Below are 21,360 nucleotides of genomic sequence, written 5' to 3'. Positions count from 1 at the left end.
TAATGTAATTTACCGCAAATATACAGATTTAGGGCTTTTGTATCGTATTAAATTGTTGCCATTAGTAGCTGCTGAATAATATTGTTTTTAATATTTAACACATGAAATGTAAATTAATTGTAAAATTTTCACTAAAATTGGACTCTTTTTTACATATAAATCAATAGTATGAAATCTAAACAATTTTCGGTCTTATTTTTATTTTTGTGTTTCACCGTTTTTGGACAACAAAAAATTACAGTTGAAAAAATTTATATGGGTGGTTTTCGTGCCCAAGGAATGGACGAACTACAGTCTTTGAAAAACACCAATCAATATACGGTATTGAACCAAGACCAAAAGGGAGAACAGCAAATTGATTTGTTTGATTTTGCTACCTTAAAAAAGACCAATACCTTATTTGATACAAGTAATTATTCAAAGGATTTTCCTAACATTTCTAGCTACACTTTTGACGCTACCGAAAAGATGATTTTAATAGCTTGCAATTCCAAGCAAATCTTCCGACATTCCTTCACCGCGGACTATTATTTATACAACACAATCAATAAAGAATTAACCAAGCTGTTTGACTTTCAAGTACAAGAGCCCACTTTTTCTCCAGACGGGAGAATGATTGCTTATGCCAAAGACAATAACTTATTTGTTTATACTATAGCCACAAAGAATACAATTCAAATAACTACTGATGGGAAGAAAAATGCCATTATAAATGGTATAACTGATTGGGTTTATGAAGAGGAATTTGCCTTCGTAAAGGCATTTGACTGGAGTAAAGACAGTAAGAAAATAGCTTTCATTCGTTTTGACGAAAGTGCAGTTCCTGAGTTTTCTATGTCAATGTTTCATAAGGATTTGTATCCTACAGTGGAAACATTCAAATATCCAAAAGCTGGTGAGAAAAATGCGATCCCTTCATTGCATATTTATGATGTTGCAGCTGCAGCTACTAAACAGGTTGATTTAGGAAAATATAATGATTTTTACATTGCTCGCATGCAGTGGACTAATGACGCAAATGTATTATCTGCTCAAATTTTAAATCGTCATCAGGACAATCTTGACTTAGTATTTATTGATGGAACTACAGCAGCAGCTAAAGTGGTTTTAAACGAAAAAGATAAAGCTTATGTTGATGTTACGGATAACTTAACTTTTTTGAAAGACAATAGTTTTATCTGGACTAGTGAAAAAGGTGGTTTCAATCATATTTATGTTTATGATAAAAACGGAAAATTAAAAAACCAAGTAACTAAAGGGAACTGGGAAGTAACTTCTTATTATGGTTTTGATGAAAAAACAAGTACGGTTTTTTATCAGTCTACCGAGAACGGTTCAATCAACAGAGCAGTTTACAGTATTGCTTTAAATGGTAAAAATAAGAAAGCATTGTCTAATGAAATAGGAACAAATGGCGCAACCTTTAATCCTAACTTTCAATATTATATCAATACGTTTTCTAGCGCCTCTCAACCTACGCGCTATACATTAAATGAAGCTAAAACGGGTAAGCAGTTAAAGGTTATTGAAGATAATGCGGCTTTAGCAGCTACAAATAAAGATTATAATTTACCAACTAAAGAGTTTTTTGTACTAAAAACAGCTAAAGGGCATGAGTTAAATGCTTGGATATTAAAGCCTAAAGATTTTGATGCTACTAAAAAATATCCTGTTTTTATGTATCAGTATTCAGGTCCTGGTTCACAACAAGTAGCGAACCAATGGAATAGTTCTAATGATTATTGGTTTATGATGTTAACTCAGCAAGGATATATCGTTGCTTGTGTCGATGGAAGAGGAACTGGTTTCAAAGGTGCCGATTTTAAAAAAGTAACACAGTTGCAATTAGGAAAATATGAAGTTGAAGATCAAATTGATGCTGCAAAAGTAATTGGGGATTATCCATATGTTGATCAAGATAGAATTGGAATATTCGGATGGTCCTATGGTGGATTTATGGCTTCTAATTGTCTTTTTAAAGGAAATGATACTTTCAAAATGGCAATAGCTGTTGCTCCTGTTACTAACTGGAGATTCTATGACAGTATTTATACAGAGAGATACATGCAAACCCCACAAGAAAATGCAAGTGGTTATGATGACAACTCTCCTATAAATTATGTAAATGGTTTAAAAGGGAAATTTCTTTTAATTCATGGAAGTGGAGATGATAACGTGCATGTGCAAAATTCGATGCAAATGATGGAAGCTTTAATTCAGGCGAATAAACAATTTGACTCGCAAATTTACCCAGATAAAAATCACGGAATTTACGGTGGAATGACTAGAATACAGTTGTATAATAAGATGACTAATTTTATCAAAGCAAACCTATAATCCGGTAATGAGCACTACCAATTTGACTTTAGCAGAAATTCAAAATTTCAAAGGCAAGTATCCAAAACAATTGTGGTACTTGTTTTTTAGCGAAATGTGGGAGCGTTTTTGTTTTTACGGAATGCGAGGCATGCTTGTTATTTTTATGGTGAATCAGTTGGCGATGAACGACCAAGTGGCTAACTTACAGTACGGAGCTACACAAGCATTTGTCTATGCGTTTACTTTTATTGGAGGTTTATTTGCAGATAAAATTCTAGGCTACCGGAAATCACTTTTTTGGGGCGGTTTGTTAATGATAGTAGGAAGCATGATTTTAGCTTTCGATCCTAAACAATTCTTCTTTTTTGGTATCAGTTTTACCATCATCGGGACTGGATTTTTTAAGCCTAACATTTCTACGATGGTCGGTAAATTATATAAAGAGGATGATCACCGCAGAGATGCAGGCTTTTCTTTATTCTATGCTGGAGTAAATCTAGGAGCATTAATAGGTGGGTATTTGTGTATTGCTGTTGCAAATGGATCGATGCTAAGTTCACTAGTGCCAGTTGCATTGCGTTGGAATGTAGCCTTTGGTTTTGCTGCCTTTGTAATGCTTATTAGTTTGTTAACCTTTACACAAACCCAAAAAAGTTTAGGCGAAATTGGCCTTTCTCCTCTTGCCAATTTAGAAAAATCAAAAAGGAAAACCCTTGAAATCGCAACTTACCTTGGATCACTAATTATTATTCCTGTGATTATGACCATGGTGTCTAATACAGGATATACTGATATATTTATGTACATTATTGGACCTTGTTCGTTACTGTATCTTTTTTACGAAATGAGAAATTTCTCATTGGCCGAAAATAAAAAATTATTTGCAGCCCTAGTCTTTATCATCTTTTCTATCTTCTTCTGGGCATTTTTTGAACAAAGCGGCGGTTCGTTAAGTTTGTTTGCTGCTCATAACCTCAATAATACTGTTTTAGGAATAACGCTAGATCCTAATGGGGTGAATAACTCAGCTAACTCTTTATTTGTTATTATTTTTGCGGCTCTGCTGGGATTGGTATGGATTTGGATGCACAAAAAAAAAATTGAACCTAACACTGTTGTGAAATTTGGATTAGGCTTCCTGTTTTTAGCAGGCGGTTTTTATGTGTTTTATTACACTAAGTTCTTCGCTGATGCTTCTGGAAAAACTTCATTAGATTTATTTACTTTTGGATGGTTTATAATTACATTTGGAGAATTATGTCTTTCACCAATAGGAATGTCAGTAATGACAAAGCTTTCGCCTCATAAAACACAAGCAGTAATGATGGGAATGTGGTTCTTGGCGAGTGCTTATGGTCAATATTTTGCGGGAATATTAGGTGCTAATATTGCCGAAGCTTCTGAAAATGCTTCTAACCTAGAAAAATTAACGGTTTATGCCGATGGATATAAAGACCTTGCAATTTATGCATTAATTGCTGGAGTAGTTCTGATAGCTATTTCCCCATTGGTAAAAAAATTAATGCAAGAAGTAAAATAAAGAATAATTAAACTAATAAAATCAAAATAAGAATTATGTTAAAAACCACTACTGATGCACATTTAGAACCAACTTTGTTTGGTCACCCAATTGGGTTATTTATATTGTTTTTTACAGAAATGTGGGAACGTTTTTCTTATTATGGAATGAGAGCACTGCTTGTACTTTACATGACTACAGAAACCATGGGAGATACGAGAGGGCCAGGATTGGGTTGGACTAGTCAAGAAGCATTAGCTTTATATGGTTGGTATACCATGTTAGTATATGTAATGTCAATTCCGGGAGGAATGATAGCCGATAAATTATTAGGTCAAAAGAAAGCTGTTTTGCTTGGAGCTGTTGTTCTTTGTATTGGTCACGGTGTACTGGTGTTTACAGATACATGGGCTTTTTATACTGGATTAGGTTTAGTAATTCTAGGTGTAGGTTTGTTGAAACCAAATATTTCTACCATGGTAGGAGGCTTATATGCACAAGGAGATATTCGTAGGGACAAAGGATTTAGTATTTTTTATATTGGTATCAACACGGGATCATTATTAGCAACAATGGTAATTGGATTTGTTGTTGCACAATGGGGATGGCATGCTGGTTTTGGATTAGCAGGTATCGCTATGGTTTTTGGTCTTGTTGTTTATTTATGGGGACAAAAATACCTGACGCATGTAGGTAACTTAGAGGTTCAAGAAGCAAATGTTGTTGACGAAAGTTCTTACGGACTGCTTTTTAAAAATTTATTGACTTCACAAAAGCAATTGCTTTTCACGGTTATATTAACTGTGGTTTCAATATTTGGATGGTATAGTTTAGGATGGGGATTTGGTTTATTATTTTTATTTTTAACAGTGATTGCTGCTTTAATGATGATGATTTACAAAGAATTGGGTTCACAACAAGATAAAGACCGTTTCTTAGTTTTATTATTGTCTTTCATCATGGTAATCATCTTTTGGGGTGCTTACGAGCAAGCAGGGGGATTAATGAATTTATATGCCGACTCTAAAACAGATAGAATGCTACTTGGAATGCAGGTTCCTACTGTAATGTTCCAAAGTTTAAATGCTGGTTTTATTATTATATTTGCTGCTATTGTTGCCTCTTATTGGGCTAAGCGCAAATTGAATGGGAAGGAAGCTTCATCCATTTTTAAGATGGCAATAGGTATTGTAATTATGGGATTTGGATTTTTATTCATGGTTTTTGCAACCATGGAATTTGAAAAGTCAGGTTCGTCAAGCATGTTATGGTTAGTTATGGCTTATCTATTTCATACTATTGGAGAGTTATGTATTTCACCTGTAGCGTTATCTTTTATAACTAAATTGTCTCCTGTTAAGTATGCCTCATTAATGATGGGTGTTTACTTTGCAGCTACAGGGTTAGGGAATAAAGTGGCTGGAATAATCGGTGAGTCTGCTAGTGAATTAGGAGAGTATGCTGTATTTATGGGAATATTAATATTCACAATTATTATTGGAACATTATTTATCCTATTGTTAAAACCATTGAAACGTTTAACTCACGGTGCTGAGGACAACGAAAAATAGTAAGTAATTTAAAATAATCAATAATTAAATATTTTTTATATGAGTCAAGATACTTCTGATCAATTTTTTAAAGATTCTGTTTTAGGACATCCAGCAGGTTTGTTTGTACTATTTTTTACAGAAATGTGGGAGCGTTTTTCTTATTATGGAATGCGTGCTTTATTAGTATTGTTTTTAACTTCTTCAATTGCCAAAGGCGGTTGGGCATGGAGTGTAGAAGATGCTTTAGGTTTATACGGTACCTACACTATGTCAGTTTATTTTACCCCAGTAATTGGAGGTTTTCTTGCTGATAAGTATTTAGGATATCGATGGGCGGTAATTTTAGGAGCACTTGCAATGACACTGGGGCATGCCTCTATGGCTGTAGAAACTCCTTTGTTCCTATATATCGGTATTGGTTGTTTAATAATAGGAAACGGACTGTTTAAACCTAATATGACTTCTATCATATCAAATGCTTATGAAAGCCATCCTGAGAAAAAAGACGGAGCATACTCTTTGTATTATATGGGAGTTAATGCTGGTGCATTTTTAGGAATTATGCTTTGTGGATACATTGGTGAGAAAATATCTTGGAGTTGGGGATTTGGTTTAGCTGGAATCTTCATGTTTTTTGGAATGTTACAGTTTTATTTTACACAAAATATTTTTGGTAACATTGGTCTGAAACCTACAGCGGCTTCAAAACAAGAGTCCATAGATAAAGCAGCATTAGAGAAAGTACCTGCAAATGTAGTACGCGACAGGATTATTGCCGTATTAATATTTTCAGTGTTTACCGTTTTCTTTTGGGCAGCATTTGAACAAGCAGGTGGGTCTATGACTATTTTTGCTGAGAAATTTACACAAAGAGAATTGTTTGGAAGTAGTGCTTCACTTTTTAAAATTGCAGATACTTTATTGACAATTGTCCCTTTATTAATTATCACGTACGTTTTAATTAAATTGTTCTCTAAAACATTTAAAAAATATTCAATAGGAAATATTATTTTATCAATAAGTTTTGTAATTATATGGGCTATCGTGCTTTGGAAAGTAGGAAGAGAGTTCTCTTCTACGAATACTGAAGTTCCGGCAACTTGGTTTGGTATTTTAAACTCCTTATTTATTGTAGTGTTTGCCCCAGTTTTTTCTAAATGGTGGGAAAGTCAGTACAATTTATCTGGGCCACTTAAATTTGGTTTAGGGCTTACATTATTAGGATTAGGATTTGGTTTTTTAGCATACGGAAGTATGGGAATTGATACGGACTCAGTAATCAGAGTTAGTATGTTCTGGTTGATCGCTGCTTACTTGTTTCATACTCTGGGAGAATTATGTATCTCGCCAGTTGGATTGTCGTATGTGAGTAAATTAGTGCCTGCAAAGTGGATTGGAATTATGTTTGGAGTGTATTACTTATTCATAGGTACAGGAAACAAAATTGCGGGATCTATGGGAGGAATGATTGAAACTATTACGGCTCAATACAGTTTGTCCACTTTCTTTCTTATCTTTACTATTGTTCCAATTGGGGCAGGACTTTTGATGGTAGTACTTTCTCCATTAATGAAAAAATTAATGCACGGTGTAAAATAAAAAGGTATTGTTTTTGTTACAATGACATTAAAATTGATCAAATGAAAAAAATAATTATTGTATTGTTACTGCTTTTAGGTACACAGTTTGTGCATTCTCAAGATTTGGTATGGCATACTGATGTAAAGGAAGCGATAACAATTAGTGAAAAGGAAAACAAACCTTTGCTGTTATTCTTTACGGGAAGTGACTGGTGTGGATGGTGCATCCGATTGCAAAAAGAGGTTTTAAAAACACCTGAGTTTGCTAAATGGGCTGATAAAAATGTAATTTTGGTTGAATTAGATTATCCAAGAAGAACACCTCAAACTCCTGAAATCAAAAATCAAAATAATGACTTGCAACAAGTTTTTGGTATACAAGGTTTTCCAACCATCCATTTTGCCAAAGGTGTGAAGTTAGATGGTAAAGTGAATTTTGAAGGTTTAGGGAGTACTGGCTATGTAGCTGGTGGACCAGAAGCATGGCTTGCAGTAGCTAACCAAATATTGAAAATATAAAGTTTTTTAATTCAATTTATAGAATCCCTTTTCGGCAGTAGCATGAAAAGGGATTTTTTCTTTTAAACAACTTTTCTTCCAGTCTTGAACGAAGCTTTTGTAATTAGAAGCGTCAGCAATCACTTGCTTGGGTTTAATAGACTGTAAAAGCCGATCTAAATTTAGCCTAGGAGATTGGGTAATAACGATGATATCAGCTCTCAGATTCGGAGGGTATATACCTGTACTATCAAGAATGATAATTTTATTTCCTTTAAAATAACTTAGGTTTTTTAGTGATTCATGATGGTTGATAGTACTAGCATTAGCAACCAAATAGGATTTTAAGGTTTGATTATTAGTAGGATTTTTTAATATACTATCATTAGCAAATAATGAAATTGTTTTGCCATTTCGTTCCGTTATCAAACTATTTCTTTTGGCATTAAAAACAATCCACTCCCTTTCTGTCTCTGTTTTATAACTCGAATATAGTTTGCTGCTCTGGAGCATTATAATTGCTAGAAGTGCAAATACGAGTTTATGATAGCTGGGTTTCTTTAACCATAGAATAGTGCTGACGATTACTAGATATAAGGTGAGTAATACGTAGAAATTAAGTGGTATGTCTTTTATGATAAATTGTTCAAATGATGCAATAGTATTGACAATGCTGTTTAATAAGAAAATGCTCCACTCTAACGGCTTCGAAAGTAAAAGAGGTACAAAACCAAACCCAGCTAGCAATAGCACAATAATTCCTAGAAACATAATTACACTCAGTAACGGAATGATGGCTAGATTAGTAATGAAGAATAAGCCGGGAAATTGGTGAAAATAATAAATAGTCAGCGGTAATGTGCCTATTTGTGCTGCGATAGAAACGGTCAAGATGTTCCACACAGATGCTGTGAATTTATATCGTGGAGTCCAGATTGATTTTAGTAAAGGCTGTAGCCAAATAATCGAAAAAAGGGCTATATAACTTAACTGGAAACCTACGTCAAATAAGAAATAAGGTTGGAACAGTAAAATTACAAATACCGAAACCAGCAATGTATGGTAAATATTTACTGTTCGTCTCAAATTGTACCCTACGGCAACAAAAGAAAACATAGTTACAGATCGCAGTACAGAAGGAGATAGTCCTGCAATCACACCAAAAAGCCACAATACAATTAGGGTAATGATTAATTTAGTAAAGGAACCTTTCTTAGTGTTAGGAATAGGTTTGAGGACAAAGTTTAGAAATAGGATTATAAATCCCACATGCAGGCCTGAAACAGATAATATATGGATGGCGCCTGCATACTGATAACTTTGTATTAGTTCAGGAGCGATGTCTTGTCTCTGTCCCATCAATAATGCTACAGCTACATTTAATTCTTTGTCGTTAAAATGATTTTGTTTTAAATTACGAATGATAGTTGCTTTTATTTTAGCGCTGTAATACCAAATGTCTTTTTTTATTAAAGTACTAACTGCAATTCCAACTTCGTCAGTATACAACTGTGCATATAATTGTTTTTTATTTAAGTAGTTGCCGTAGTCAAATTGATTAGGATTAGTAGGAGGTTTGTTTTTTTGTAATTGTGCAGTAATTTTCAAATAATTGCCCGTTTCTAAAATGCGGTTTGTTGCCTTCTTTGAAATGTTTAAAATAATTTTTCCGCTACTCTTTTTGTCGTTTATTTTAGATACTAGTGCAATGTATCGTTCGTGGTATTTAGAGCTTTTTATTTTTTCTCTAATAATAATTTCTATATCGTGAGGGTCACTAAAAATAGAGCTGATGTTTACATAATTTGACTTTTGATAAGATTCAGTATGTGCAATTAACGTGTTGGCTCCAACAAAAAAAGCGATACAGTAAATTAAAACTGCACTCATTACGTTTTCCTTGCCACTCTTCTTTTCAGAAACGTTAACAAGAAATAGCGCTAGTAAGCTTGTTAAAAGTATGCTACCAAGTACTATGCTATTTGGCGTTAGCAGAAAAGCAAAAAGCACTCCTGAAACAAAGGATAACGTAATTCTCGCTAAAGGGAATTTAAGTACTTTCATCATTCTAAAGTACAGAATTTTAGCAATATAAAAATATTTTTTTTAGAGGATAACGCGATTTAATTGCACGAAGGTTTTTTGATAATAAGGTTCTTTGGTCGAGGATATAATGACCCCCTTAGAAGTTGATGTATGGATAAACAAAAGCTCATCATCATGCACTTCTGTAACTATGCCTACATGGTTAATTTGCGAACGATGGTTGGTTTTGAAAAAGATTAAATCTCCTTTTTGTGCTTTTGAAATATTTCGACCTAAGTCAATACCCACTTTTGCCTGTTGAAAAGAGGATCTTGGAAGTGGTATATTAAAAGATTCAAAAGTCGAATAAACTAATCCTGAACAGTCAAATCCAGCACTTGTAGTGCCAGCAGTTTTGTATTTTACGCCTAAGTTTTCTGAAGCACTATCGATAATATTATCAGCTAGTTTACTGATTGTTTTTTCTTTTTTTTTAGAGCTAGATGTGCTAATTGGTGAAGCAGACTTACATGAGGTAAAAAGTACGATGGCTAATGTAAAATAGACGAAGGTTTTCAAATGACGGTTTTCTAAAGATTATTTTGTTATATCCTTAACGATTAAATGAGCCGTTTTATTACTTGCACCAATTCCTCCTAGCTTCTTTTCTAACAAATCATATTGTTGCAATAACTTTTCACGATGGCTAGGCTGCAGTATTTTGTTCAATTCTGTTTTTATGTTTTTTGAATTGAAGTCTTCTTGGATTAATTCCGTTACAACTTCTTCATCCATTATTAAGTTTACTAATGAGATGTACTTCAGTGTGATAATGCGTTTTGCAATTTGGTAAGAAGCCCAGCTTCCTTTATAACAAACTACTTCGGGAACTTTAAATAAAGCCGTTTCCAGAGTGGCTGTTCCAGAGGTAACTAAAGCAGCCGTTGCAATTTTTAATAAGTCGTACGTTTTATTAGATATAAATTTAATGTTTTTGTTAGTAATAAACCTTTCATAGAATTCATAATCTTGGCTAGGAGCACCAGCTATTACAAATTGGTAATCAGGAAAATCGTCAACAACACTTAGCATGACAGCAAGCATCTTAGTGATTTCTTGTTTTCTGCTTCCAGGTAGCAATGCTATGATTGGTTTTTCATTCAAATCATTTTCTGTTTTAAAAACTGTAGGGTCGATTGCCGGTTGATTGTGAATAGCATCAATCAGCGGATGGCCTACAAATTCTACTGGAAAATGATGTTTGTCTTCATAGAAGCTCTTTTCAAAGGGTAGGATGACATACATTTTATCTACGTCGCGTTTAATAGCTTTAATTCTATTTTCTTTCCATGCCCATATTTGAGGGGAAATATAATAATGAGTTTTGATACCCATCTCTTTTGCCCATTTTGCAATACGCATATTAAAGCCAGGGTAATCAATAAAAATAATCACATCAGGTTGAAATTCTAAGATGTCTTTTTTACAAACTTTAATGTTTCCTAAAATTGTTTTTAAATTAAATAGGACTTCAACAAATCCCATAAAAGCTAATTCACGATAATGTTTTACAAGAGTTCCTCCTGCTTGTTCCATCAAATCGCCGCCCCAAAACCTAATATTTGCGTTAGTGTCTTCTTTATATAAAGCCTTCATTAAATTAGCTCCATGTAAATCTCCTGATGCTTCTCCCGCTATAATGTAGTATTTCATTTTTATGAGTATGAATTAGTTTTAAAGCTTCTGCTTTTCAAAATTAATTATTGCACTGTAATCGTCAAACAAATCAAATGTTATTTTTAAACGAACATGGTTACAAATGCCATAATGATAATGGATAATATCACTCCACGAGCCATCATTTCTTTATTCAATTTTAGTAGAACAGCAAAAATAAGTAAATTAGGGATAGAACCCAATGTAATTAGTTTGCCTAAAGTGCCCTGTAACTTCATGGTTTGTATTCCATTATTAAAATCAAAAGAGGTAAAGAGCTTTATGAAAAGAAAACTACCAAATAGTGTTCCTACAAAGCCTAAAATTACGCCTAGTATAATGGCACTTTTATTCATTCCATTGCCATGAGTTAAGTTCTTGTGAAGCATGATGCGCTGTTAAATCAAATTGTACAGGAACAACGGAGATGTATCCATTGTGTAAAGCCCATTCATCAGTATCTTCTCCTTTGTCTAAATTGACAAATTCGCCAGCCAGCCAATAGTAATCTTTCCCTTGAGGCGTAATTCTTTTGTCAAATTTTTCGGCCCACATTGCTTTTGCTTGACGGCATATTTTTATTCCTTTAATTTCCTCTTTTTTTAACTTCGGGAAATTCACATTCAGTACAACATCTTTAGGAAGTCCGTTGTTTAAAACTTCTAATGTGATTTTACGTAAGAATGATTTTATAGTTTCAAAATCAGCATTCCAGTCATAATCTGACAGTGAAAATCCTATTGCAGGAATACCTTCAATACCTGCTTCAACTGCGGCGCTCATCGTGCCAGAGTAAATAACGTTTATTGAGGAGTTTGATCCGTGATTAACACCAGAAACGCATAGGTCTGGTTTCTTTTTCAAAATTTCATTAACCGCAAGTTTCACGCAGTCTACTGGTGTGCCTGAGCAGCTGTACTCTGTGATAAGGTCATTTTCTTTTGAGAGTTTGTTCAAATACAACGTGCTATTTATAGTAATGGCATGCCCCATGGCGCTTTGTGGTTTATCAGGTGCTACTACAAGAACTTCTCCTATTTGTGACATAACATCAATTAATGCTCTTAGTCCTGGAGCCGAAACACCATCGTCATTGGTTACTAAAATTAATGGTTTAGTCTTTGTCATAGTATATTTTGTTGTATATTACGCGCTTTGAACAAGCGGTTTTTAATGTTGTTGTCTATTTAAAACAAAGGAAACAAAATTTATTAACTTGGACCATTAAAGCCAAAACAAAAAAACTATTTTATATCTTTAACAAAAAATTATGTAGTGCTCACGGCTCTTGGCATAGTTTTTACCGTAACTTAGTTTAAAAATTTGGATGAATACAATTATTATCTTTATGAAAAGAAATTATAAAATACTCCTGACTATATTGTTGCTTTCAGTAACGTTGTTTGCATTTAAAATTAAGTCCGGAAATGAACCAGACCCCGATAAGGATAAATTGCTTTTAGAGTTGTTGACTTTTGTGATTGAAAAAGGGCATTACAACCCAGCTACTATAGATGATAATTTTTCAAAAGGGATTTATAAGGATTATATTCAAGCCTTGGACCCTTCTAAACGATTTTTTCTACAGTCAGATATCGATGAGTTTTCTAAATTCGAAACAGATTTAGATGATGAATTAATGAATAAAGACTTAACTTTTTTCAACCTTACATACGATCGTTTGATGCAAAGAATGAAAGAAAGTAAAGGGATTTATAAAACGGTACTAAGTAAACCTTTTGACTACTCTATTGACGAAAGTTTTAATACTGATTATGAAAAAGCAGCTTACGCTAAAAACGCCACTGAACTTAAAGACAGATGGCGCAAACAAATTAAGTTATCAACGCTTTCTTCCTTGACAGATCGCTTGAAAATTCAAGAAAATAGAAGTAAAGGTATAGCAGAGCCTACTGAAAATGATAGTGTAGCGAAACTGCAAACTGGAGATAAATTAGTTGAAAGTACAGCGAAAAATGCTGATTCAGATAAAAACAAGTCTTTTGCAGAATTAGAAAAAGAAACACGCGAAAGTGCTCAAAAATCACTTGATGAGTATTTTGGATTCATGAATGATTTGGACAGACAAGATTGGTTTTCGGTTTATATTAATTCGATAACGGCACGTTTTGATCCACATACTAATTATTTTGCTCCCGAAGAAAAAGAGCGTTTCGATGTAAGTATTAGTGGTAAGTTAGAAGGTATTGGTGCGCGTCTTCAAAAGAAAAATGATTTTACTGAGATTTCTGAACTTATTTCTGGTGGCCCAGCTTGGAGAGGTAAACAACTTGAAGCAGGAGATTTAGTTATGAAAGTAGCTCAAGGAAATGGTGAGGCAGTTGATGTAGTAGGAATGCGTCTTGATGATGTTGTTAAAAAAATTAAAGGACCTAAGGGTTCTGAGGTACGTTTAACAGTTAAAAAAGTAGATGGAACTATAAAAATTATTTCGATAATTAGAGATATTGTAGAAATTGAGGAGACGTATGCTAAGTCGAGTATCGTTAATAAAAACGGACTAAAATATGGAGTTATTTATTTACCAAAATTCTATATTGATTTTGAAAATAGAGATGGTAGAGACGCTGGTAAAGATATCGCTATTGAAGTAGAGCGATTAAAGAAAGCACAAGTAGATGGAATTGTATTAGACGTTCGTGATGATGGTGGTGGATCTTTATCTACTGTTGTTGATATTGCGGGATTGTTCATCCAAGAAGGTCCTATTGTTCAAATAAAATCAGCGGGAAGAAAAAAAGAAGTTTTATACGATAGAGATAAAAAAATTGAATGGGACGGTCCATTAGTGGTAATGGTAAATAGTTTTTCAGCATCTGCATCTGAAATTTTGGCTGCAGCCATTCAAGACTATAAACGAGGAATTATCATAGGTAGTAAACAAACGTATGGTAAAGGAACTGTTCAAAATGTTATCGATTTGAACCAGTTTGTTCGTAGCAGTACCGTAGGAGATCTAGGAGCTTTGAAAACTACTACTCAAAAATTTTATAGAATTAATGGTGGTTCTACGCAATTAGAAGGAGTGAGTAGTGATGTGGTAATGCCGGATAGATATGCTTATTTAAAAATGGGAGAGCGTGATGTTGATAATGCAATGCCATGGGATAAAATAGATGCAGCACCTTATACTGTATGGGACAAGACTGAAAATTTTAATAAAGCAATTAACAATAGCAAAGAAAGAATTGCTAAGAATGAACAATTTAAATTAATCGAAGATAATGCTAAATGGATTGATAGCCGTAGCAATGAAAATACGTATAGCTTAAATTTAGAAAAGTTTAAAATTGCTCAAAATGCAATTGAAGAAAAAGCTAAAATGTACAGACCTTTATCAAAATACAAAAATAATCTTCAGTTTACCTCATTGCCTTATGAGATTACACAAATGCAAGAAGACGGTACTTTGAAAGAAAAAAGGGATAGATGGCATGAAAGTTTATCAAAAGATGTTTATGTTGAAGAAGCTTTAAATGTTTTAGATGATTTACAAACTAAAATAGTTGTAAAAAAGAACGTAACAACTAAACTAAAAAAAGATAAATTAGTAAAATCATAAGCAGTAGTTTTTTTTAAATGAACAATACAACACAATCCTTAACGGCTATTGCGCTCCAAAAATTCAAAAAGAATTTTTGGGGCGTTTTTAGTTTTGGCTTTATCCTAATCTTAATTTTTATTTCAGTATTTGCTTATGTTTTAGCTCCGGATAATTCGGAAAATGCAAATCAGATGCACCTGTCGGTTCATTCAAAGCCACCAGGTTTTAAAGTAAAAATGCTTTTAATACCTGTAGGTCAAAAACCCAACGCCACTTTGTATAATTATTTTTTTGGTTTTCCAAATTCGGTTACAGAGGTGCCTATTGAAAGTTATACTATAAAAAACGATACTATTCACTACGTAGAGTACTCTGAAGAGCCCTCTTTAAATATCATCAAAGAAGCTAATTTATCTGCTTTTGGCGAGAATGTTTCAAGTACTTCATTAGTAAAGGATAACATTAAAGAAAAGACTTTTTATTTAGGTACAGACAAGTACGGCAGGGACCTGTTAAGCAGGATGCTTATTGGTTCTAGGGTTTCTATATCCATCGGTATTGTAGCAGTAGTTATTTCATTAATTGTAGGAATATTTTTTGGAGCAATTGGTGGTTATTTTGGAGGTAAGATAGATGCACTAATTATGTGGATTGTAAATATCATCTGGTCCATTCCCACCTTACTATTGGTAATAGCGATTACACTTGCACTTGGAAAAGGATTTTGGCAAGTATTTGTTGCAGTAGGTTTAACGATGTGGGTAGAAGTGGCGCGTGTAGTGCGTGGTCAAGTAATTAGTGTAAAAGAGATGCAATATGTTACTGCAGCGAAGGCATTAGGCTTTGGCAATTTCCGAATCATATTTAACCATATCCTACCCAATATTATGGCGCCAGTTATTGTGATTTCTGCTGCAAATTTCGCTTCGGCTATCTTAGTTGAGAGTGGTTTGAGCTTTTTAGGACTTGGTGCACAACCGCCAATTCCTAGCTGGGGTAGTATAATAAAAGACCATTACAGTTACATCATTCTTGGGAAACCTTATTTAGCGATGGTGCCAGGTTTGGCTATTATGTCATTAACTTTAGCTTTCATGATGATGGGTAATGCATTGCGAGATGCATTAGATGTAAAAGAATAATAAATTAAAAATTTCCACATGAGATTTTCACAGCTTCTATTGCTATTATTTTGTACATTTTCAATTGTAACTTCTTGTAAAAAAGAAAGCGGAATTGATACAGTGCCTATAGAAGAAACAGCTATAGTGGGAACAAATAAGCAATCCTTAAAGCTTTCAGATGAATTAGATTCCTATTTACCAGTTTCTTCGTCAAATCAAGTAATAAAGCATTCTTTTTATACGTTGTCTTACAATGAAAAAGCTGAACAAGCAGAGTGGTTGGCTTATGAACTGAAGAAAGAGTATGTGGTAAATAACAATTTTAAAAGACCGTATTTTATTGAAGACCCGAAGGTGAAAAGCGCTTCCGCTGATTGGAGAAACTATAAGAATTCTGGTTACGATAAAGGACATCTTTGTCCCGCTGGAGATATGGGGTTTGATAAAAATGCCTATAATGATACTTTTTACACTTCAAATATTTCTCCTCAAGATCATGACTTTAACGCAGGAATTTGGAATAGGTTAGAGCAAAAAGTGCGCTACTGGGCCGTTAAATATGATGGTCTTTATGTTGTAACTGCGGGTGTACTTGGAAATTCATCTCAATCTATTGGTAAGGAAAAAGTTAGTATTCCTAAATTCTTCTATAAAATCCTATTGAATAGATCTAATGGTAATTACAAAATGATAGGATTCCTTATTCCAAATGCAAAGAGTGAAAAACCCTTATATAGTTATGTAGTAGCTGTGGATAAGATTGAGCAATTAACAGGAATTGATTTTTTCCCACAACTTGATGATACTGTTGAAAATAAATTAGAGAGAAACACTGACTATAGTGGCTGGATCTTTAATTAAACTACCATTCATTTACTTTGTTGGCATCCATTTTTAGGAAAATAAAAAGTAAAATAGTAAATCCCCAAAGACCAGAACCTCCATATGAAAAGAAGGGTAGTGGTACTCCAATAGTTGGGAATACACCTACAACCATGGCGATATTTACAAAAAAGTGTGTAAATAGTATTCCGGCTACACAATAGCCATAGACTCTACTAAATTTTGTTTTTTGTCTTTCAGCTAAATAGATTACTCTTAAAAGCAAAGCTACAAAAAGGCCAATAACAACTAAAGATCCTGCAAAACCCCACTCTTCACCTACAGTGGTAAAGATGTAATCGGTGTGTTGTTCAGGTACAAAACCACCTTTAGTTTGTGTTCCTTCCAGAAATCCTTTTCCAATCCATCCTCCAGATCCAATAGCAATTTCAGACTGATTGGTATTGTATCCAATCCCTTTTAAATCGACTGTTTTACCCAATAAAATATTGAAACGATCGCGGTGGTGCTGTTTGAATACATTTTCGAAAACGTAATTAACTGATAACACAAAGCCTGAAATAATGACAAAAAGGATGCTACTCAGTACAATATTTCGATCTCCTAATCGTGATTTAAAATGAACAATTAATATAACGAGTAAGGCAATTAAAATAACGTAGTAAGGTTCTAATACTAAAGTAAGCACAAATAGTAAGATGGTTACAAAGCCAGTCCACACGTACCAAGATGGCAGACCTTCACGGTACAGAACTATAATAAAAATGCTATAAATAAGGGCACTCCCTGGGTCAGGTTGTGGTAAAATTAGCAATACAGGTAGAAAAACAATGGCTAAGGCTTGTATCTGTCTATTGACTTCTTTTAAGTTTATTTGAGAATCACTGAGATACTTGGCTAAAGCTAGTGATGTTGCTGCTTTGGCAAACTCAGAGGGTTGTAATGTAAATCCACCAATAGCATACCAGCATCTTTGTCCGGCAATTGTCTTTCCAAAAAGGAACAAGCCCGCTAGAGATAATAAGGAGATTCCAAAAATGATACTCGCATATTTTTCATAAAACTTACCGTCGATGGCTAGAATGATGAAAATTAATGGAATCGTTAATAGAATAAATATAAGCTGTTTTTGATAGGTATCTTCAATTGATGATAAGGACGAGGAGTATATGTTCAACCATCCCATCACTACTAAAGCAGAGTAGATTATGATACAAGACCAGTCAAGATTTTTTTTAACGCTTTGATTTTTCATTCGGAATGAATCTCTATTTAATTTTGATTAGTTGTGTCAATTTTTACTTTTGGAACAGCTTTTATATTTGAAACAGCTTTGATTGGCTTACGAATAGTGTCCTTAGGTGTTGTTTCAATGGCACTCGCTTCTTTCATTCCACCTAAGATAGCATATCTGTCTCTTAAACTAGTATTTAAAATTCGTGTTTCTAAATCAGTTCTTGTGATAGTTTTTCTTAAATAACGTTCTATCATTAAACTAGCAATCGGTCCTGCAATTGTTGCTCCAAACCCTCCATTTTCAACAAGAATAGCGATTGCAATCTTAGGATTGTCTTTTGGTGCAAAGGCAACAAATATAGAGTGATCTTGAAGTTGGACTCTTTTACCTCCAATTTTCGCAAAATTTTCAGCTGTACCAGTTTTACCGCAAATATCAATTCCTTCTACACGTAAACCTCTTGCCGTTCCCATATTGTAAACATCAAACAGCCCTTGAATCATCGGTTTGTAAAATCTTTTATCAATTGTAGTAACGTGCTTCTCAGTAAACTTAGGATCAATATTTCCTCCTTTAATCTTTTTGATGATATGAGGAGTGTAATAGTAACCTTCATTAGCAACAGTAGCCATCATGTTAGCTAATTGGATTGGAGTCATTAAAACCTCTCCCTGTCCTATAGAATTGGAAATTATAGTTGTACTTCTCCAGCCACCATTAGGATAAATGCGTTTGTATGTTTTTGAATCGGGTACATTTCCTCTTTTCCCTGTTGGCAAATCATATCCCATAAAATCACCTAAACCAAAACTTTTAACATGTTTGCTCCAGACATCCACAGCATAGGCAGGTTTTACGTATTTGTTAATCGTACGCATATAGACATTGGCAAAATAGGTATTACAAGAATTGTAAATTCCGTTATTAAGATTGTGGGGGCCAAAGCCGTGGCATTTCATAAAACGTCCTCTAGCGTAGCTAAAACCATGATGACACATGAAGGAAGTTTGTTCATCGACAACACCTTCTTGCAGTCCAATTAATCCTGTTAAGATTTTAAAAGGGGATCCAGGAGGGTATTCCGCTAGTAATCCTCTGTCATAAAGTGGTTTTGCGATAGAATCATGATACAATAAAGTGTAATTTTTAGAACGCTGTCTTCCTACTAGAATCGAAGGGTCGTAAGAAGGTGCGGTAACTAAAGCTAAGATTTCTCCTGTTTTTGGTTCAATAGCTACAATTCCACCTCTTTTGTTAATCATTAGTTGCTCTCCGTACTTTTGAAGTTCGGCATCGAGACTAAGATTAATGTCTTCACCCTGCACAGCAATAGTGTCATATTTCCCATTTTTATAGGAGCCAATTTCTCTATTATATTTGTCTTTTTGGAAATACTTAACTCCTTTTATACCGCGTAATATTTCTTCATAACTTTCCTCAACACCTTGGCGACCAATTAAATCACCACTGTTGTAGTAAGGATTTTTTGCGATGAGCTTTTCGTTAACCTGTGTAATAAAACCAAAAACATTGGCTCCAAAATCAACTTCGTAATCTCTCAAAGATCTTTTTTGGAAATAAAAACCTTCAAATTTTCTTATCTTTTCTTGAAATGCTGCAAACTCACTCTTATTTAATTGAGGTAAAAATACAGAAGGTAAGCGCGGACTATATATTTTAGCTTTCGCGATTTTTTTAATATAATCTTCTTTGGTAATGTTCAGTAATTTGCAAAATTCTAAAGTGTCAATATTTTTTAACTCTCTAGGTATTACCATGATGTCATAAGAAGCCTGATTCGCTACTAATAACTTACCATTTCTATCGTATATATATCCTCGTTCGGGATAGTCATACTTAATTTTAATGGCATTGTTTTCTGATTTTAATTTGAAAGTATCATTGATAACTTGCAAATAAAAAATCCGAATTAGTAGCAAGGATGCTGCAACAATAATTAAAGAAGGCAGCAGTAGTTTTCTCATCGTTTATTAGGCTTAATAAGGTATATTATAATTATGCAACTGATTACTGTAAATACGGTGCTTAATAAAGCGCGTATTAAAATGTCTAGAAAGAAACTTACCTGAAAAGCTTCTAGTATAAACAAGGTAAAATGGTGAATAATAACAGAAAGTAGTATAAATGAAAAACGTTCTGGTGTTAAAACATCATTTAATTTAATGGTTTGGTATTCATAACTCACACCAAATGAAAATTTAAAAATTGATGGTCTTGTGTACGCAAGTACGAGACAGGCCGTAGCATGAATTCCTCCCGAATTAGAGAAAAAATCCATCGTAAGTCCCAGTAAGAAACTAGCTAGTAAAAGACCAGACTTGTTTCCATTTACAGGATATAAAATAATAAACAATATGTAGGGCAAGGGTAATATAAAACCCAGGAAATTCATATTGTTAAAAATTATTATTTGGACGGCTAATAATAAAATAAACCGAGAAATATTGCCTAACAAAGTGCTATTCATTTTTTTTCGTAGTTTTTTCTAAATTATTAAGTTCGTCTCTGTTTTCGCTTTTGATAATATAAACATGGCCTAAATTAGTCATGTCATTGAAAAGCTTAACATTTATGGTGTAATAATGAGTTTTATTATCAATTTCAATTTTATCAATAGTACCAATGTTGATATTTTCAGGAAAAATAACCGACTGTCCACCAGTCACTATGGTGTCCCCTTTTCTTATGGCAGCTAATCTTGGTACATCAATTAATTGAACAAATCCTGTACTCCTTCCGTTCCAAATTAGAGAACCAAAGTGATTTGATTTTTTAATTTTTGCATTAATTTGTGATTTCACATTCAAAATGCTGACAACAGTTGCATAATGCGCAGATGTCTTATCAACAATACCTACAATCCCCAAGTTATTGACAACACCCATATCTGGTTTAATTCCTTGTAGAGATCCAGAATTTAGAGTTAAAAAGTTCTCATGAACGTTGTAGGAGTTGTGAATTACTTTTGAAACAACAATGTCACCTGGAAGTGAACCTTTAAGGTTTTCAAAATTCTTAATTTTTAAAGTGTCCTTAGTATTAAATAGAAGACTTTTCAGTCTTGCATTTTCAATAGCTAAAGCATCGTTTTGAGTTTTTAAGTTTAAGTACTCACTTATATTATTCACTTTTTCATAAACACCACCACTAACAAAATTAGCCGAACTAATTACACGGCTTTTGTGATAGGAATGGGATTGTATAGTGAGTAATAACGAAATGCATAATAACAGCAAAAACAGTATTCTATTACTGTTTTTAAATATAAAATTAAATATTTGCTGCATTTCTTGTTGTTATTATATTATTTGAAAAAGATACCTTGGCTGCTATTTCATTAGACTTTAAAGTAATAAATTA

At 33.6% G+C, this 21,360-nt stretch carries 17 protein-coding genes; 8 read left to right on the top strand and 9 right to left on the bottom strand.

The features are described 5' to 3' along the window. Nucleotides 1-168: 168 nt before the first annotated feature. From ACEN2K_RS13215 to ACEN2K_RS13195, 5 genes are read left to right on the top strand one after another with little or no spacing between them, the layout of a single operon-like run. Nucleotides 169-2,337, top strand: coding sequence for a S9 family peptidase (locus tag ACEN2K_RS13215; protein ID WP_441759807.1), 2,169 nt, complete (start codon nucleotides 169-171; stop codon nucleotides 2,335-2,337). Between the two features lie 7 nt (nucleotides 2,338-2,344). Next, nucleotides 2,345-3,859, top strand: a complete 1,515-nt coding sequence (locus ACEN2K_RS13210) for a peptide MFS transporter (RefSeq protein ID WP_441759806.1) — start codon at nucleotides 2,345-2,347, stop codon at nucleotides 3,857-3,859. Nucleotides 3,860-3,894: 35 nt separating this feature from the next. Beyond that, complete coding sequence (locus ACEN2K_RS13205) at nucleotides 3,895-5,409, top strand: peptide MFS transporter (RefSeq protein WP_441759805.1); 1,515 nt, start codon at nucleotides 3,895-3,897, stop codon at nucleotides 5,407-5,409. 39 nt (nucleotides 5,410-5,448) lie between these two features. Further along, nucleotides 5,449-6,990, top strand: coding sequence for a peptide MFS transporter (locus ACEN2K_RS13200; RefSeq protein WP_441759804.1), 1,542 nt, complete (start codon nucleotides 5,449-5,451; stop codon nucleotides 6,988-6,990). A 41-nt stretch (nucleotides 6,991-7,031) separates the two neighbouring features. Beyond that, on the top strand, nucleotides 7,032-7,490 hold the full coding sequence (locus tag ACEN2K_RS13195; RefSeq protein ID WP_441759803.1) for a thioredoxin family protein: 459 nt from the start codon (nucleotides 7,032-7,034) through the stop codon (nucleotides 7,488-7,490). Nucleotides 7,491-7,496: 6 nt separating this feature from the next. Here the strand turns inward: ACEN2K_RS13195 and ACEN2K_RS13190 are convergent, their stop codons facing one another. The 5 genes from ACEN2K_RS13190 to surE all read right to left on the bottom strand — a co-directional run bounded on the left by ACEN2K_RS13190 (nucleotide 7,497) and on the right by surE (nucleotide 12,338). Then, complete coding sequence (locus ACEN2K_RS13190) at nucleotides 7,497-9,536, bottom strand: ComEC/Rec2 family competence protein (RefSeq protein WP_441759802.1); 2,040 nt, start codon at nucleotides 9,534-9,536, stop codon at nucleotides 7,497-7,499. 39 nt (nucleotides 9,537-9,575) lie between these two features. Then, the gene (locus tag ACEN2K_RS13185) at nucleotides 9,576-10,073 is read right to left on the bottom strand and encodes a C40 family peptidase (RefSeq protein WP_441759801.1); all 498 of its coding nucleotides are present in this window, start codon (nucleotides 10,071-10,073) and stop codon (nucleotides 9,576-9,578) included. 18 nt (nucleotides 10,074-10,091) lie between these two features. Continuing rightward, entirely contained in the window at nucleotides 10,092-11,207 is a 1,116-nt protein-coding gene (gene lpxB, locus ACEN2K_RS13180) for a lipid-A-disaccharide synthase (RefSeq protein ID WP_441759800.1), read from the bottom strand. 86 nt (nucleotides 11,208-11,293) lie between these two features. After that, entirely contained in the window at nucleotides 11,294-11,599 is a 306-nt protein-coding gene (locus ACEN2K_RS13175; protein WP_441759799.1) for a hypothetical protein, read from the bottom strand. Further along, nucleotides 11,559-12,338 (bottom strand): 5'/3'-nucleotidase SurE, encoded by a 780-nt coding sequence (gene surE, locus ACEN2K_RS13170; protein WP_441759798.1) that lies wholly within the window; start codon nucleotides 12,336-12,338, stop codon nucleotides 11,559-11,561. Before surE ends, ACEN2K_RS13175 begins: the two co-directional genes overlap by 41 nt. Before the next feature lie 199 nt (nucleotides 12,339-12,537). On the opposite strand from surE, the gene ACEN2K_RS13165 reads away from it, so the two are divergent. Genes ACEN2K_RS13165 through ACEN2K_RS13155 form a run of 3 tightly spaced genes read left to right on the top strand, consistent with a single transcriptional unit; the run spans nucleotide 12,538 to nucleotide 16,760 of the window. Then, the gene (locus tag ACEN2K_RS13165; protein WP_441759797.1) at nucleotides 12,538-14,793 is read left to right on the top strand and encodes a carboxy terminal-processing peptidase; all 2,256 of its coding nucleotides are present in this window, start codon (nucleotides 12,538-12,540) and stop codon (nucleotides 14,791-14,793) included. 17 nt (nucleotides 14,794-14,810) lie between these two features. After that, complete coding sequence (locus tag ACEN2K_RS13160; protein ID WP_441759796.1) at nucleotides 14,811-15,917, top strand: ABC transporter permease; 1,107 nt, start codon at nucleotides 14,811-14,813, stop codon at nucleotides 15,915-15,917. 18 nt (nucleotides 15,918-15,935) lie between these two features. Next, nucleotides 15,936-16,760 carry a DNA/RNA non-specific endonuclease gene (locus ACEN2K_RS13155; RefSeq protein ID WP_441759795.1) on the top strand — a complete coding sequence of 275 codons (825 nt, stop codon included), beginning with the start codon at nucleotides 15,936-15,938 and terminating at the stop codon, nucleotides 16,758-16,760. Between the two features lies 1 nt (nucleotide 16,761). On the opposite strand, the gene rodA is transcribed toward ACEN2K_RS13155, so the two are convergent. The 4 genes from rodA to mreC are packed head-to-tail and all read right to left on the bottom strand — an operon-like array spanning nucleotide 16,762 to nucleotide 21,287. Beyond that, complete coding sequence (gene rodA / locus ACEN2K_RS13150; protein WP_441759794.1) at nucleotides 16,762-17,997, bottom strand: rod shape-determining protein RodA; 1,236 nt, start codon at nucleotides 17,995-17,997, stop codon at nucleotides 16,762-16,764. A gap of 17 nt (nucleotides 17,998-18,014) precedes the next feature. Next, nucleotides 18,015-19,964 carry a penicillin-binding protein 2 gene (gene mrdA, locus ACEN2K_RS13145; protein WP_441759793.1) on the bottom strand — a complete coding sequence of 650 codons (1,950 nt, stop codon included), beginning with the start codon at nucleotides 19,962-19,964 and terminating at the stop codon, nucleotides 18,015-18,017. Next, complete coding sequence (locus ACEN2K_RS13140) at nucleotides 19,961-20,467, bottom strand: rod shape-determining protein MreD (protein ID WP_441759792.1); 507 nt, start codon at nucleotides 20,465-20,467, stop codon at nucleotides 19,961-19,963. Before ACEN2K_RS13140 ends, mrdA begins: the two co-directional genes overlap by 4 nt. Next, nucleotides 20,460-21,287 carry a rod shape-determining protein MreC gene (mreC, locus tag ACEN2K_RS13135; RefSeq protein ID WP_441759791.1) on the bottom strand — a complete coding sequence of 276 codons (828 nt, stop codon included), beginning with the start codon at nucleotides 21,285-21,287 and terminating at the stop codon, nucleotides 20,460-20,462. The genes ACEN2K_RS13140 and mreC overlap by 8 nt, the downstream gene beginning before the upstream one ends. Between the last annotated feature and the right edge of the window lie 73 nt (nucleotides 21,288-21,360).

This window comes from Flavobacterium sp. W21_SRS_FM3 (assembly GCF_052113625.1).
In the GTDB taxonomy this organism is placed as follows: domain Bacteria; phylum Bacteroidota; class Bacteroidia; order Flavobacteriales; family Flavobacteriaceae; genus Flavobacterium.
Note: the sequence above shows the minus strand (reverse complement) of the source record. Positions and strands in the feature narration are given on the sequence as shown.

Excerpts from the sequence above, each read along its gene's own strand:
- ACEN2K_RS13215 (WP_441759807.1), top strand. The coding sequence starts at position 169 with ATGAAATCTAAACAATTTTCGGTCTTATTTTTATTTTTGTGTTTCACC.
- ACEN2K_RS13210 (WP_441759806.1), top strand. The coding sequence starts at position 2,345 with ATGAGCACTACCAATTTGACTTTAGCAGAAATTCAAAATTTCAAAGGC.
- ACEN2K_RS13205 (WP_441759805.1), top strand. The coding sequence starts at position 3,895 with ATGTTAAAAACCACTACTGATGCACATTTAGAACCAACTTTGTTTGGT.
- ACEN2K_RS13200 (WP_441759804.1), top strand. The coding sequence starts at position 5,449 with ATGAGTCAAGATACTTCTGATCAATTTTTTAAAGATTCTGTTTTAGGA.
- ACEN2K_RS13195 (WP_441759803.1), top strand. The coding sequence starts at position 7,032 with ATGAAAAAAATAATTATTGTATTGTTACTGCTTTTAGGTACACAGTTT.
- ACEN2K_RS13190 (WP_441759802.1), bottom strand. The coding sequence starts at position 9,536 with ATGATGAAAGTACTTAAATTCCCTTTAGCGAGAATTACGTTATCCTTT.
- lpxB (WP_441759800.1), bottom strand. The coding sequence starts at position 11,207 with ATGAAATACTACATTATAGCGGGAGAAGCATCAGGAGATTTACATGGA.
- ACEN2K_RS13175 (WP_441759799.1), bottom strand. The coding sequence starts at position 11,599 with ATGCTTCACAAGAACTTAACTCATGGCAATGGAATGAATAAAAGTGCC.
- surE (WP_441759798.1), bottom strand. The coding sequence starts at position 12,338 with ATGACAAAGACTAAACCATTAATTTTAGTAACCAATGACGATGGTGTT.
- ACEN2K_RS13165 (WP_441759797.1), top strand. The coding sequence starts at position 12,538 with ATGAATACAATTATTATCTTTATGAAAAGAAATTATAAAATACTCCTG.
- ACEN2K_RS13160 (WP_441759796.1), top strand. The coding sequence starts at position 14,811 with ATGAACAATACAACACAATCCTTAACGGCTATTGCGCTCCAAAAATTC.
- ACEN2K_RS13155 (WP_441759795.1), top strand. The coding sequence starts at position 15,936 with ATGAGATTTTCACAGCTTCTATTGCTATTATTTTGTACATTTTCAATT.
- rodA (WP_441759794.1), bottom strand. The coding sequence starts at position 17,997 with ATGAAAAATCAAAGCGTTAAAAAAAATCTTGACTGGTCTTGTATCATA.
- mrdA (WP_441759793.1), bottom strand. The coding sequence starts at position 19,964 with ATGAGAAAACTACTGCTGCCTTCTTTAATTATTGTTGCAGCATCCTTG.
- ACEN2K_RS13140 (WP_441759792.1), bottom strand. The coding sequence starts at position 20,467 with ATGAATAGCACTTTGTTAGGCAATATTTCTCGGTTTATTTTATTATTA.
- mreC (WP_441759791.1), bottom strand. The coding sequence starts at position 21,287 with ATGCAGCAAATATTTAATTTTATATTTAAAAACAGTAATAGAATACTG.